Genomic DNA, 14636 nt, shown 5'->3' with positions numbered 1-14636 from the left:
CTGCAATCAAAGCCTTGTCTAAAAGCCTTTAAATTCTCACTGAGTGAGCAATAATTTAATGGGATTGGTATAAGGCGGATACTATGCGTCATTTGCAGAGCTATTAGCGCCTGAAGGCACTGAATGATTTGTTGGGCTCTTTTCAAAAATATCAAAAGCTAAATAGGTTAAAAGCCAGAGGTCAAAGGAAAAACTGGGCTTTAAATAGGTGTGTGCTGTGGCCAGACACGCGCCGGCAACCAAGCAAATAGTAAAAAGCCGCGACCATACAATAGGTCACGGCCTTATGTTCTAAAGAATCAGCGCTAGACTGACTTATTAGATTATCGTTTTACCCGCTAGTTTATCGATTGCTCGAATTCGATTTTACGAATATTGGCTTCAATAAAGTAAAAGTCGCCATAAACAATCGGGGTGTCGATTTCGCCGCCATTACCCATATCACCGGTTGCTTCAGCGAGGACAAAACCAAAGTCTACGCTATGAGGACGACCATTTTTCGCACGATCGGTACGATAGTTTTCCGTCAGCTCCGCCATAATCCGGTCGGCAAGCGCCGCATACTTTTGCTGCTCTTGAGGATTACCGGTAAACGTGGCATAACGGTACAGTGCTGCGGCATATATCGCGGCCGCAGATGTATCTCTTGGAATTTTAGCATGGGATTGTGCATAAGGTTCACGTCCGCAAGGCACAAGACTGTCACCCTGCAATACAGGCTCACCATACCAGCTAACTTTTCCCTGCAATCTGTCGATTGATTCATCCGATAGCATAGACGCCGGCAGTGTCATCGGCCGATAGCCGACATACGGTTTGACGTGGTCTTCAATTAATCGGTCGCAAAGTCCCAATATGCCGGAAAAGACGGTTGTCTGCTCGGATATATTTTCAGCATATTGATATGCATTGTCACGCGTCGCGAAAAAATCCCAATGGGGAATGGGATCGTCTGCCAAAAGGTGCTCGATACTGCCAAAAAGGCGCTGTAAATGGGCATTAAAATCAGGATAGTCCGTCAGATCAACGTTAGACTTTGCCATGGCTTCTACAACCGTTACATAACCGTATAAAGACCAGCCCTGCCCTCGCGCCCAGGCAGAAACATTACCGACACCCTGCCAGTTACCCGGTTTAAATGAGCCATAGTCAAATACATGGTATGACAATGGGTAGGTTTGTTGCTCATCGGCTTCATCGTAAAAATAATGATTAATACTGGTATGTTTCGCGTGGTTAAACGCGATTTCATGATAACGGATATTTTCGCTATCCAACAAAAACTCAAGATTCATCATATTGTCGATGATCACCGGATACGTCCATGGGTCAGACAAGGTATAGCGGTCGATGATTTGCTCACCATTTTCCAGCGTGGCAATCTTCATTCTGGGGAGCCAATCCCACGAGCGAATTAACCCTTTGTCATCGGTATAACGTGTCGCCAAAGTGGCTCGGCCCGTTTCCAGGGCTTGTAGGTAATCGGCTCGCGTCGCGCTATCGAGTTGATCATAAGCCAACGCTTCACCAAAAGAATCGTATAGGATAAACCCTAAGTCATGGGTAGAATTTCGATGCGCTTCAGAATATAAGGTTTCCTGAAAATACTTAGCCGTTGTGAAAATTTTTTGCTCCTGTCCGGATTGCCAGGAATCAATATACGCTTTCGAGCTCAATAGTTTCCATAACACCCCTGGGAAAAATCCATTGGTCCACTTTTCACTTTGCTCCATATAGATGCCATCATGCTCTTCTGAACGCGGCACACAAACCATCTCAGGATCAGCTTTACATGCAGGTTTTAAATTCAGGTGGCGCTGGTTCGACACGTGGTCAATTAATTTCAGGTATTGGTCTTTAGCAAATACCAGATTTTCTTTCGCTGCCTGAACCGTAAATGATTCAGAAGACTCAACCGATTTGATTTTTTGGTCTTCTTTCACACAACCAACCAGCCCTACACAACTTGAAATAACCGCAGCTAAATAAATTTGTTTCATTACTTTTTCCAAATACAATCCATTAAAGAAGTTTCTCACATCGGCTAAGCCGTTGGCACCAACATCGGTGAAATGCTCGAACCTGTATTAGCATCTACACCGGTATCAGCACTTACACCTGTAAAGTGGCCTTACCAATAAAAGCAGTATATCGATCTGACATTTTTTGGCAATGGGGGTTTTAAATCGGTTGATAAAATAAAGCGTTATTTAAACGGGGAAACTCCGTAAATGAACCAATAGCTCAACAGGAGGTGAATAAGTATTGTCGGTGAAATGTATGCACTTTCAAAGATGAACCCAACCATAACTCTCCAGACACAAAAAAGCCTTGCGATCATGCAAGGCTTTTTCTATTTCAATTATCCCATTCTGGAATAGGTTGACAATTATAAGTGTTGTTTAACAAACTTATCGATAGCCTCGAGCGCTATGGCTCGGTTTTTCGGATTCGACATATCATGGTCACCTTCATCCAATTCAATAAATGTCACCTGTTTATCTTCATCCTCCATTTCATCAAACATATTGTCGGATTGATAATATGGAACAACCAAATCATGTTCACCATGAACCAATAACACCGGTGCTTTGATGTCCTTGACGAAGTTTATCGGCGATATTTTTTCGAGATGATCTTCGTCCAGGCTCTTATTAGAAATTACCCTATCCCAATATGAAACGACCCAATGATGACGACCATAATCACGCTTTTCCTGTTTCATCATACGCTCAATATCGGCAAGACCATTAATCGATACCGCGCATTTGTATACATCAGGCGTGAACGCCACTGCGGCGAGTGCGGCATAACCACCGTAACTCGAACCAACGATACAAACACGCTCTGGATCAACTAATCCACGTTTGGCAAACTCGGTCACGGCATCGGTAAGGTCATCATTCATCTTACGACCCCACTCTCCACGGCCCTTAAACAAATGCTCTGGACCAAAGCCTTCTGAGCCTCGAAATTGCGGCTGGATCACCAAATATCCCTGACTGGAAAAATACTGGGCTAGCCAGTGAAAGCCTATCTTGTCATAGGACTCAGGACCACCATGAGGTAGCATAATGGTTGGTAATTTTTTCGCTTCTACGCCTTTTGGCATCGTTAATAACGTCGGAATATTGAGTCCATCGCGGGCATCATACGCATCAACTTTCACTAAATTCACATGTTCATGGGTGATTTTAGGACGAGCCATGCCGAGTGAATCAAGTTTACCACCCCGATATCGTAGATATTGCCCAGAGTTGTCTTCGCCACTCATGTGTATGACGATATTGGCCCAATCAGGCGAATAGTCATTAATTGCTAACGCGTATCCTGGCAGCGCAGCCTGAATACCGCGCATTCTGGCGTTTAATTTTTTATCAAAGAATTCATAACTCGGTTTAAAACCGGAATATTGCACACCATAAACCACGCGATTAATATCCGTTAACACGTGTTCAATATCGCGATCTTCTTTACTAAAATATGGTCCTGATTCACTGCCATCGGCAAGAGACAAGGTATAATACGCCCAGCGACCATGGGCACCATCCTGGCGAATCATAACAATGCTTTTCTGATCTGGGGTTATGCCAGTAAAACCGACATGACGAATATCCGTCTCCTCTCGGAATATCTCAACCCATTCATCGTCGATCCATGCTTCTAATCGATGTAAATTCGCTCTATTATTAAAGCGCTCCCGGGCAAGCATTTCGCCGTTATCATCCACAAAAAAATCGATGGTATCATTAGTGCCTTTTTTATGGCGTTTAGGGCTGCGTCTTTTACTTAAATCCGCTTTGAACAGGCTGTAATTATTTTTATCATCCCAGGCTGGCATATAGGCATATCGTCCATCCGGAGATATCCCTACCACACTACCGACGGACGTTTGTCCTGAATGAATGCCTTTACCTGCAGTTAATAACTGATGTAAGTCTCCCGTTTCTAGGTTAAAGGAAAACGCGGCGCTGACGTCATGTCGCCCATGATAACCAAACATACGAGTATTATTCGATGCCATCAAGACAACACGATCTTCGTCAATAAAATACACGTGATCGGGATTTACTGCAGCGATATCGGCCGCGCGGATCATCTCACCTGTTGTTAGATCCATAACAATCAATAAGTCACGGTCTTCGCTTGCCATACGGTAGGCAAGCTTGGTTCCTGATGGGGACACCCGCATCATGCTTTTTTCTGGGAGTTGGGCGTAATCTGCAAAGGTTAACGGTGCAGAATTTACCGATTGAGATGCTAATAAAACTAGCAGCCCTAAGCTCATGAGCAACGATCTCATATCAATCCTTTAAGGTTATAATTATTATTTCACGCACTACAATATCGAATAATGACATTAAGTAAAAGTAATTCAAACGTCTCACGATTTGTTTGCTCAATGAAAAAATGAAATATGATTTTATTAAAGTTCTGTTAACACCTTACTAACACAACAATAAAACTTTCAGATAGAAAAATCTTAAAAATACCATAGGAAATGTTCAATCATGTACGTGGTTTGTACGTGCAAGGATACGTAAATGTCGTCTGCTGCGTTATTTGGGAACCGCTGACGCAATTTCCTGCTTGTTTAAAGGGCGGCTTTGACCTGGCTCGAGGTTTTTATCCAACGTAATGGCGCCGATGCTAATGCGATGCAGCGCTATAACGGGGTTGCGAAAGCGCCCAAACATGCGCTTAATTTGATGGTATTTACCTTCCGTTAGCCATACGTCTGCCTCGTAGTCGGAAACAATCTTAAGCCTTGCGGGTTGGGTGACAATATCTTCAAAGGGAAAATACATGCCGTTGGCAAATGCTTCAATATAGCTTTCATCTATTGGGTTTTGCAGGGTAACCCGATAGTGTTTGGTCACTTTGTTGTCAGGATGAGACAGGGCTTCGGACCAGCGACTGTCATCTGTAATTAATAATAACCCCGATGTGTTTAAATCCAGGCGCCCTGTTATATGCAAACCGGGTTTATCGGTGACAGGCAGCAAGTCTAGTACGGTTTTATGCTGCTTATCGGTGGTAGCAGACACGACCCCAATAGGTTTATGCAACATAAAATAACGCGGTTCATTGGCTTGCAATACGTTACCGTCTAGGGTGATTTTCGAAAAGCGATTAACTAACACATCCCTATCAACCACCGGTTTATCGTCTACAGCTACCGCCCTTCTAGCGAGCAATATGCGAACCTCGCGACGGTTAAGTTGCAGGTGCTCGGCGAGAAACTTATCCAGTCTTCTGGTTTCCAGTGCCATCTATCGATTGTTTTGTCAGTGATGATTGTTCATTGCATCATAGCGGCCATTAGACAACATGCCTACGATTTTCTGTATCGATAGCAGTACATTCGCTCTGCCTTAACGTCCGTTTAGCCATTGCCAACTCGTTTATGTATTGCTTGATAACACGGGAATTATCAGCGTTGTCTACACTTAGTTAAACTGCAGCAATGTTATTGCCCCAGTTAGCGTTTAATGCACTTGTGAAACTAAAGTAACGCTTAGCCAAATCGGACCATAGATAAATACAATGTTAAAACACTGCGCGACTGTGCTCCTGCTCCTGTTAGCCCTGACAACGCTATCGCCCTTTTCTGCCTCTGTGGCAGGAACGCAGGAAAGCTTGAACACAAAAACGGCTAAACAACCGCAAGTACATACAACCCAGATTGACTTTCAGCAACAAATCCAACCCATTTTGGATAAGCGCTGTGTCGTGTGTCATGGTTGTTATGATGCGCCCTGCCAATTAAAACTGGGGAGCTTTGATGGGATCACCAGGGGGGCGAATAAGGACCCGGTTTATCAAGGCGAACGTATTCTTGCCGCGGACCCAACCCGACTCTTTGAAGATGCGCAAACCACAGAACAATGGCGAGAAATGGATTTTCACCCAGTTCTGAACGAGGGTAACAAAGAAGGCAAGAGAGATCCTTTGCAAAGCCTGCTTGTTAAAATGCTGCAGCAAAAACGCGATCACCCATTACCCAATAGCAAGACGTTACCGGACAGCTTTAAACTGAGTTTGAATCGGAGCCTCGAATGTCCTACCGAAGAGGAACACACTAAGTATCAGAAGAAAACTCCATTATGGGGGATGCCTTATGCCCTGCCTGGCATTAGTCAATCCGAGCATCAACAACTCATTGACTGGGTAAATGCGGGGACTCCCGACAATCGCTCCAACTCACTTGCCAATGCGCTGCAGCAAAAAGTCGATGAATGGGAAGCCTACTTTAATCAAGATTCAAACAAACATCAGTTGGTTAATCGTTACTTGTATGAGCATTTGTTTCTTGCCCATTTATATTTTCCAGAGGCCGAGAAAAGTGACCAACAGCCACAATTCTTTCGACTCTATCGTTCAAAGACGCCACCAGGAAAACCGCTAGAGATCATTGCCACTCGCCGTCCGTTTGACGACCCTAACGTTGCCCGCGTCTATTATCGTTTAATGCCATTGCAAGAAACTCTGGTCGATAAACTGCATATGCCATTTGCATTAACACAAGAACGTCAAGATAAGTGGCACGATTGGTTCTATCAACCACATTATCAGGTGGATAAACTGCCTGATTATATGCCGAAAAATGCCTCCAACCCATTTATTACCTTTGCCGCATTGCCAACGGATGCTCGCTACCGTTTTATGCTTGATGAGGCGCAATATAGCATTATGCAGTTTATCAAAGGGGCGGTATGCCGTGGCCAGATTGCGTTGAATGTGATTAATGATCATTTTTGGGTGGTGTTTTCCAATCCTGATATCGAATTGCCAGAATATGATGAAGTGTTTATGGAAAAAGCCAGGGCGACATTGGAACTGCCAGCGGAAGCGGATAGTAATGCGCTGCCAACAAACTGGCTGGCATATGCCAAAGCTGAGCGTGAATACCTGGATGTAAAGGCCGAGTACATTAAAAATCACCTTGAAGGCCAGCTTCCGATAACGTTAGATTTACTCTGGAATGGCGATGGTAATAATGACAATGTGGCGCTCACCATCTTTCGTCATTTCGATGCTGCTAGTGTTGTTAAAGGCCTGGTGGGTGAAAACCCACAGACGGTGTGGGTGATCACTTACCCTCTGTTCGAGCGTATTCACTATTTACTGGTCGCAGGTTACGATGTTTACGGCAATGTGGGTCACCAGTTAAATAGTCGGGTGTATATGGACTTTCTGAGGATGGAGGGTGAGACCAGCTTTCTCTCTTTACTACCCAAAGCCAATCGCAAAACCGTGCGTGAACAGTGGTACAGAGGCTCGATAAGTCCGGTGGAAAAATACATACAAAATGGCAGTAATTTCGCCCATGAAACCCATATAAAATACCAGACCTCAGAACCTTTGCCGGAGCTACTAGGGATGATTAAAGAGCATGTTGGTGCGGCACAAAGTACGGTTCATACGGTATATCCCGGGTTAACGGATAATGCCATATCAGAGATCAAGGCATTGAATCGTTCTATCGGTGTTGCCGCCTCTATATTACCGCAGGCTTCTCTGGTTCTGGTTCAGGGCAATGATGACACACCGTATATATACAGTTTGTTATCCCATAACGCCTATAGCAATATCTCTCATATCTTTGCTGAAAAAGGCCGTCGCCGTTCAAATGAAGATACCATGACCATGGCCCACGGGGTGATGACATCGCATCCGAATGCGTTGTTTAAACTTGACCACAGCGAGATTGAAGAATTTACTGAGCAGATCCGGCAAATGAAAAACGAATCCGATTATGAAAAGCTGCTGGATAGGTTTGGCGTAAGAAGAACCGATAATAAGTTCTGGGCATTCAGTGATGAGCTACACCGGACCTATCAGCAACAAGCTATCATCAACTTTGGCTACTTTGATTACAACCGCCTGGAAAATCGTTGATCCTGTTTAATCACAGCTTCCGGCACGCACAAAAAAGGCTGTTTAACACAGCCTTTTTTACGAAATAAGCAGTGGTATAGATTAATACCCCTGAGCCTGACCGTCTTTGCGCATTTCACTGGCGCCGTGATAAACGCCGGTTTTAAGGTCTTTTAAGATTGCCTGATAGCCACCAAATGGACCACTAGTGATATGCACTTTATGGCCGCGTTGTTGCAGCGCTTTCACTACATCCGCTTTCACGCCACTTTCCAGCTCTAATACACCACTGTCCTTCATTCGTCCTTCCCAGGTTGGCGAGGTTGAACCTTTGTGATGAAAACGTGCGGCATCGCCGGCTTGCTGTACATTCATATCAAAATCGACAATATTAGTAACCATCTGCACGTGGCCTTGTGGTTGCATTGCGCCGCCCATCAAACCGAAACTCATATAGGGTTTATTATCTTTAGTAATAAACGCCGGAATAATGGTATGGAAAGGTCGCTTGCCTGGCGCATATACATTCGGGTGGCCTTCAGTTAATGAATACTGAGCGCCACGGTTTTGGAAAATAAAACCAAGGCCATCGGCGACAAGTCCTGTGCCCATACCGCGATAATTACTCTGAATAAGGCTAACCATCATGCCATCTTTATCGGCCACCGTAAGATATATCGTATCGCCTTCAATTAATTTAGGGTCACCGTGTTCCACTTCTTTGGCAGCACGTTTCATATCAATCAATTTCGCGCGCTCTTTACCGTACTTTTCTGACAATAAATAATCGAGATTAATCTTTTGATAATCTGGATCAGCATAAAAACGGGCACGGTCTTCAAACGCCAGTTTTTTTGCTTCGGTCATCACATGTAAGTAATCGGCGCTGTTATGGCCCATGCTTTTCAGATCATAGTTTTCTAAAACGGTTAGCATTTGCAACGCGGCAATACCCTGACCGTTAGGTGGTAGTTCCCAAACATCATAGCCACGATAATTGACCGAAGCTGGATCTATCCAGTTACTGGAGTGGCTGGCAAAATCTTCATAGCGAAGTGGCCCGCCGATGCGTTTAAAATAACTATCCATGGTTTTGGCAATATCGCCTTTATAGAATGCATCACGGCCTCCTTTAGCGATTTTTTCTAAGGTATTGGCCAAATTTGGATTTTTAAATACCTGGCCTTCAACTGGCGCGTTACCATCAATCAGAAACGTGGCCTGATAATTAGTGATCTCCTCAATCTCACCTACTTTGAATAGCTTTTCATAGCGCGTTTGATAGATATCCATGTAATAAGCGATAACTTCAGTAACCGGAAAACCCTCTCTGGCATATTGAATCGCAGGAGCTAAGTTTTCTGTCATTGCCAATTTGCCAAACTTTTCATGCAAGGCAAACCAAGCATCAACGGTACCTGGTACCGTAACCGGCGGTGTACCCCAGTTAGGAATTTGTGAAACATCACCAATTTTTTGTTTTAACTGCGCAAGCGTCTGACCTTTTGCGCTGCGCCCAGAACCATTTAAACCATGAAGTTTTTCGGTTTTCGGATCCCAGACAATGGCGAACAAATCGCCACCTATGCCATTGCCGGTTGGCTCCATCAAACCAATCGCTGCATTTGCGGCAATTGCCGCATCCATGGCGGTGCCACCTTGTTGCAGAATATCAATAGCAACCTGGGTCGCTAGCGGATGCGATGTTGCCGCCATACCATTAACCGCAAGCACCGGAGAACGAGTAGCCCAAGGCGCACCGACAACGCGGTCACCTCTTCCATCTTCTCGCATTTGTACCGGCTCACCGGTGACATCATCAATAATAGTGCTTTTATCAATAGTGCTGTCTTTATCAGGGCTGTTTGCCTTTTCAGCGCCAATGGCAGTAGCGGACAGCATCAGTGTGCTGGCAATTAGCAGAGATATTTTCTTCATTCTGTTTCTCTTTCTAGTCAAAATGTTCAGACAGTTCTGAAATTATTGGTTGCGATAAGTATTCGTTATTTATACAACAATCCTCGCAAAGATTGCGATAGGCAAGTAAAAATAGACCAGTGGTTTATTTTTAAGGGTGAAGTATTGTCCACTTGTCTTAGTCGAATTAAATTTGCGAGTTCGACGTATAATTTATAAGGATTTTTTTGAAGCCAAAGATTGAATAGAGTTTATGAGCAGGTCAATAGTTCTAGTGACTCTAGCCTAATAAATTTTTTAATTTTGTGAGTGGTTAAAAAAGTAATTCCTTTATTACAACTAAATATTAAAATCCAAGTCGTGAGGGTGAGCTACGTAACCTTTTGAGTTAAAAATTTTTTACAAGATTCATTCCACTTATTGCTACCACCCGACAATGAAATAACTTTAAGTGAACTAGGCCATTCAAATATTTTCAGGTCGTTTAGGTCTAGTTTTGTTCTACTTAAGCCTACCCAAAACAATTCCTGTTGAGATTCTAACTCAATAAGTTCTGTAAGATTTTTACAATTATCAATAAGCAATCGCTTGAGGCTAATGCCTGACAAATCAATAGACTCTAATTTAGTTTGATCTTCAATGTGGAGACACTCTAATTTTGGGAATCGACTTAAGTCAGAAATCTGATTGAAATTCCTAACTCGTAAAATTCGTAAAGTTTTTAATGTTGGGATCGTTACCTCATTAACGTTATCTCTGCCACCAAGAATGACTTCTAGTTCTTCCAAGTTTTCTAATCTATTAAGAAATTCTAAAGATACTTTTTTACTGATTTGGCTCAGTATCACATGTTTTAATTGCTGTATTGAATTAATAGATTCAATATTTTTAGAGTGTCCTACGACACACAATTTGTTAAGTGATGTTGCATTCTCTAGTGGTCTTAAATCAATGTTCTTTTTCCTACTTTCCGATAGGCTAAACTCCTTAAGCCCTGTCAGTTTTATATTTTTTAGGAAATCCTTGTCGGAAAACTCAAAAACTCCAAAGGACAGAATCTTTAAATTTTCTAAATGATACAGGTTCTCTATGTGTTCTATTTCTAACAGCGCATCAAGAGACAAGTTTTCTACTGCTGGAATATATGCAAGCCACTTGGCATCAAACCCATGTGAATAGTGACCATAAAACCTAACTTCCAGAAACTGTTTGTACTGTATACACAACTCATTTACTTGCTGTAGCAAACGTTTTGTATACATTGGTTCACTAAATTGAATGACAGGGCTTTCTCCACAATCCAAAATCGCTTGTATTTGATCTCCCGAAACCTCACGAGGATCAATAATTCTTTGATATCTTTTAGCTAACTGTATAAATATTTCTCTATATTACTTATAGATAGGGCTCTAATGTTAGTCCTCCCACTTTTGATTCGTATCAAAAATGGAATGGTCAAGCAACTTTTAATGGTGGGACTACCACAGTAATCATGTTGCAGATGGTTGCCGCCGGCCGCGGCTTGTGTGCCCTGCCCGGCTGGCTTGTGGATGAGTACTCTATATCCATGCCAATCCAAAGCCTGCGCTTTGGCGAGCATGGTATCAACAAACAAATATTTGTAGGTATTCGTAAAGAAGAGCAGGATATCGATTACTTGAACGAGTTTACTGCTCAGGCTAAACAAACTAAATAAGCAGAAACCAACTAAAACAACGAGCTCAATAAAAAACGAGCCTGTGCGTTAGCAAAAGGCTCGTTCTAAATGCTTGCAGATTAAGGCTATCGTCTACTGCGCTTGAGTGTCGTTATTCGCTATCGATATACGTCTCAACCGCAGGACATGAACAAATCAGGTTACGATCGCCGTATACGTCATCGATACGGTTTACTGTTGGCCAGAATTTGTTAGCCGCCGCAGCTGCTACCGGGAATACGGCTTCCGCTATCGTATAAGCTCGATCCCAATTGGTATCGGTGATATCCGCTAGCGTGTGCGGTGCATTGTGAAGCGGATTGTCTTCAAGTGTCCATTCGCCCTGCTCTACCTTGCGGATTTCATCACGAATACAGGTCATCGCTTCAATAAATCTGTCTAACTCAACTTTCGATTCCGACTCGGTCGGCTCGATCATCAAGGTACCGGCAACCGGGAATGACATAGTTGGAGCGTGGAAACCATAGTCCATTAAACGCTTAGCTACATCCATTTCAGTGATGCCAGACGCTTCTTTTAATGGGCGCAAATCAACAATACATTCGTGGGCAACACGACCGTTATTACCGGTATAAAGAATCGGGTAATGCTGACTTAACTGATGCGCTAAGTAGTTAGCGTTAGTGATTGCGTACTTGGTGGAATCGGTAACACCTTGTTTACCTAGCAATGCAATATACATATAGGAAATACACAGGATACCGGCACTACCAAATGGTGCTGCAGAAACCGCACCGTTACCTTTCAGTTCGCTGTCAAAATCAACTAGTGCATGACCTGGCAAGAATGGCGCAAGGTGAGATTTCACCCCGATTGGGCCCATACCTGGACCACCACCGCCATGTGGAATGGCGAAGGTTTTGTGCAAATTAAGGTGTGATACGTCAGCTCCGATAAAGCCAGGTGACGTAATACCCACCTGAGCGTTCATGTTGGCGCCATCGAGGTATACCTGACCACCGTGTTCGTGAACGATGTCACAGATTTCTTTGATGGTTTCTTCATATACACCGTGAGTCGATGGATAAGTGATCATGATACAGGATAGGTTGTCAGCCATTTCTTCGGCTTTGGTTTTCAAATCAACCAAATCAACGTTACCTTGTTTGTCACAATCGACAACCACAACTTTCATACCAACCATCTGTGCCGATGCTGGGTTCGTCCCGTGTGCCGACGATGGGATCAAACAAATATTACGGTGCGCATCACCACGGCTCTCATGATATTTATGAATTGCGATCAGACCCGCGTATTCACCCTGAGCACCGGAATTCGGTTGCATCGAGATATCATCATAACCGGTAAGTTCAACCAACCAGTCGCCCAGCTCGTTGATCATCTTGGTGTAACCTGTTGCCTGCTCAAGTGGCGCAAATGGATGCATATTGGCAAATTCAGGCCAGCTAACCGGGATCATCTGTGCGGTAGCATTTAGCTTCATGGTACAAGAGCCCAAAGAGATCATTGAGTGGTTCAATGCCAAATCTTTGTTTTCAAGCTTTTTGATGTAACGCAGCATCTCAGTTTCGCTGTGATACGAGTTAAATACCGGGTGGGTTAAGAACTCAGATTCGCGAACCAATTCTGCTGGAATTGAAGAATGACCACACTCAAGGATTTTCGCATCAAGATCCGCCACATCAAGGCCATGGCCTTCGCCTAGTAAGATGTCGAATAACTGGTGAATGTCATCACGGTTAGTGGTTTCATCGAGTGAAATGCCAACTTTACCGTCTTGATCAACACGCAGGTTAACGCCAGTTGCCAAAGCACGGGTAACAATCTCATCTTTGTTATCAACCGCAAAGGTTAAGGTATCAAAGTAGTTCTGATGAATTGCGGTTAAACCTTTAGTCGCTGTACCTAGACATAGAATATCGGTAAAGCGATGGATCCGATTAGCAATGGTTTTCAGACCTTTAGGGCCATGGTATACCGCATAGAACGCGGCCATATTGGCAAGTAACACCTGCGCCGTACAAATGTTGGAATTGGCTTTTTCACGACGGATATGTTGTTCACGGGTCTGCATTGCCATACGCAATGCATTGTTGCCACGGGTGTCTTTAGAAACACCAATAATACGACCTGGCAATGAACGCTTGTGCTTATCTTTGGTGGTAAAGAATGCCGCGTGTGGACCACCGTAGCCCATAGGCACACCAAAGCGTTGTGATGAACCGATGACCGCATCCGCGCCTAGCTCACCTGGTGCTTTTAACATAACCAGGCTCATGATATCGGCAGCAACGGCAACGATACCTTTTTTCGCCTGTACGTCAGCAATAATAGTGCTGATATCGGTGATTTCACCTTCCGCACCTGGGTATTGCAATAACGCACCGAAAATATCGTGTTCCGCCGCCGTTTCTGCAGCGCCTACAACAATATCAAAACCAAACATCTCGGCACGCTGTTTTACCACGTCCATGGTTTGTGGGTAGACACTATCGGCAACAAAGAACAGGTTGGATTTTTTGTTCTTGGAAACACGCTTAGCAAGCGCCATGGCTTCTGCTGCTGCGGTTCCTTCATCCAGTAATGAGGCACTGGCAAGTTCAAGACCTGTCAGGTCGATACACATTTGTTGATAGTTCAACAAGGATTCTAAACGACCCTGGGCAATTTCTGGCTGATACGGGGTATAGGCCGTGTACCAACCTGGATTTTCCAAAACATTACGCAAAATAACGTTAGGAGTCAGCGTTGGGAAGTAGCCTAATCCGATATATGAGGTATTTACCGTGTTTTCACTGGCCAATACTTTTAAGTCGCTAAGGGCTTTTACTTCTGTCTTGCTTTCGTTGATATTAGGTAAGTCAGACAGGCGAATACTTGATGGTACGATTTCATCAATTAACGCATCAACCGAATCCGCACCAATCTCATTAAGCATGGCAGTGGTCTGTTCGGCATCAGGGCCAATATGACGGCGAATAAAATCTTGAGTTTGTTCTAATTGTGTCAACGATAGAGTAGACATAAACAACAGGTCCCGAATAAAGGTTTTAAATCAAACGGTGTGAATTTTTGACGATAAGTGTGCAAAAACCGAAAGCCGTTAAAAACAACAAGCCCCGGATTACGCTAATTCATAGTCCAGGGCTTTAACATATTA

The 14636-nt window shown here is 43.8% G+C and carries 8 protein-coding genes; 2 read left to right on the top strand and 6 right to left on the bottom strand.

All coding sequences use genetic code 11. From position 1 onward, the window contains the following. Positions 1-338: 338 nt before the first annotated feature. The 3 genes from FE810_RS03700 to FE810_RS03690 all read right to left on the bottom strand — a co-directional run bounded on the left by FE810_RS03700 (position 339) and on the right by FE810_RS03690 (position 5273). Positions 339-2000 carry a hypothetical protein gene (locus FE810_RS03700; protein ID WP_138318674.1) on the bottom strand — a complete coding sequence of 554 codons (1662 nt, stop codon included), beginning with the start codon at positions 1998-2000 and terminating at the stop codon, positions 339-341. Positions 2001-2389: 389 nt separating this feature from the next. Next, a complete protein-coding gene (locus FE810_RS03695) occupies positions 2390-4303 on the bottom strand; it encodes an alpha/beta hydrolase family protein (RefSeq protein ID WP_138318673.1) in 1914 nt (637 codons plus the stop codon). Positions 4304-4559: 256 nt separating this feature from the next. Continuing rightward, a complete protein-coding gene (locus tag FE810_RS03690) occupies positions 4560-5273 on the bottom strand; it encodes a pseudouridine synthase (protein ID WP_138318672.1) in 714 nt (237 codons plus the stop codon). A 367-nt stretch (positions 5274-5640) separates the two neighbouring features. Between FE810_RS03690 and FE810_RS03685 the strand changes: the two genes are divergently transcribed. Then, positions 5641-7902: a fatty acid cis/trans isomerase gene (locus tag FE810_RS03685; protein WP_171022251.1), complete on the top strand. Its 2262-nt coding sequence runs from the start codon at positions 5641-5643 to the stop codon at positions 7900-7902. A gap of 81 nt (positions 7903-7983) precedes the next feature. On the opposite strand, the gene ggt is transcribed toward FE810_RS03685, so the two are convergent. Both ggt and FE810_RS03675 read right to left on the bottom strand, forming a co-directional pair. Further along, positions 7984-9675: a gamma-glutamyltransferase gene (gene ggt / locus FE810_RS03680; protein ID WP_212744465.1), complete on the bottom strand. Its 1692-nt coding sequence runs from the start codon at positions 9673-9675 to the stop codon at positions 7984-7986. Positions 9676-10169: 494 nt separating this feature from the next. Further along, positions 10170-11060: a leucine-rich repeat domain-containing protein gene (locus FE810_RS03675; protein ID WP_138318669.1), complete on the bottom strand. Its 891-nt coding sequence runs from the start codon at positions 11058-11060 to the stop codon at positions 10170-10172. A gap of 230 nt (positions 11061-11290) precedes the next feature. Here FE810_RS03675 and FE810_RS03670 point away from each other — a divergent pair, with 230 nt between their 5' ends. Next, complete coding sequence (locus tag FE810_RS03670; RefSeq protein ID WP_212744456.1) at positions 11291-11494, top strand: type 2 periplasmic-binding domain-containing protein; 204 nt, start codon at positions 11291-11293, stop codon at positions 11492-11494. A 112-nt stretch (positions 11495-11606) separates the two neighbouring features. On the opposite strand, the gene gcvP is transcribed toward FE810_RS03670, so the two are convergent. Further along, a complete protein-coding gene (gcvP, locus tag FE810_RS03665) occupies positions 11607-14501 on the bottom strand; it encodes an aminomethyl-transferring glycine dehydrogenase (RefSeq protein ID WP_138318668.1) in 2895 nt (964 codons plus the stop codon). Positions 14502-14636: the final 135 nt, after the last annotated feature.

It is taken from the genome of Thalassotalea litorea, from assembly GCF_005843925.1.
Taxonomy (GTDB): domain Bacteria; phylum Pseudomonadota; class Gammaproteobacteria; order Enterobacterales; family Alteromonadaceae; genus Thalassotalea_A; species Thalassotalea_A litorea_A.
The sequence above is the reverse complement of the archived record's forward strand: the minus strand, read 5'-3'. Positions and strand labels throughout refer to the sequence as shown.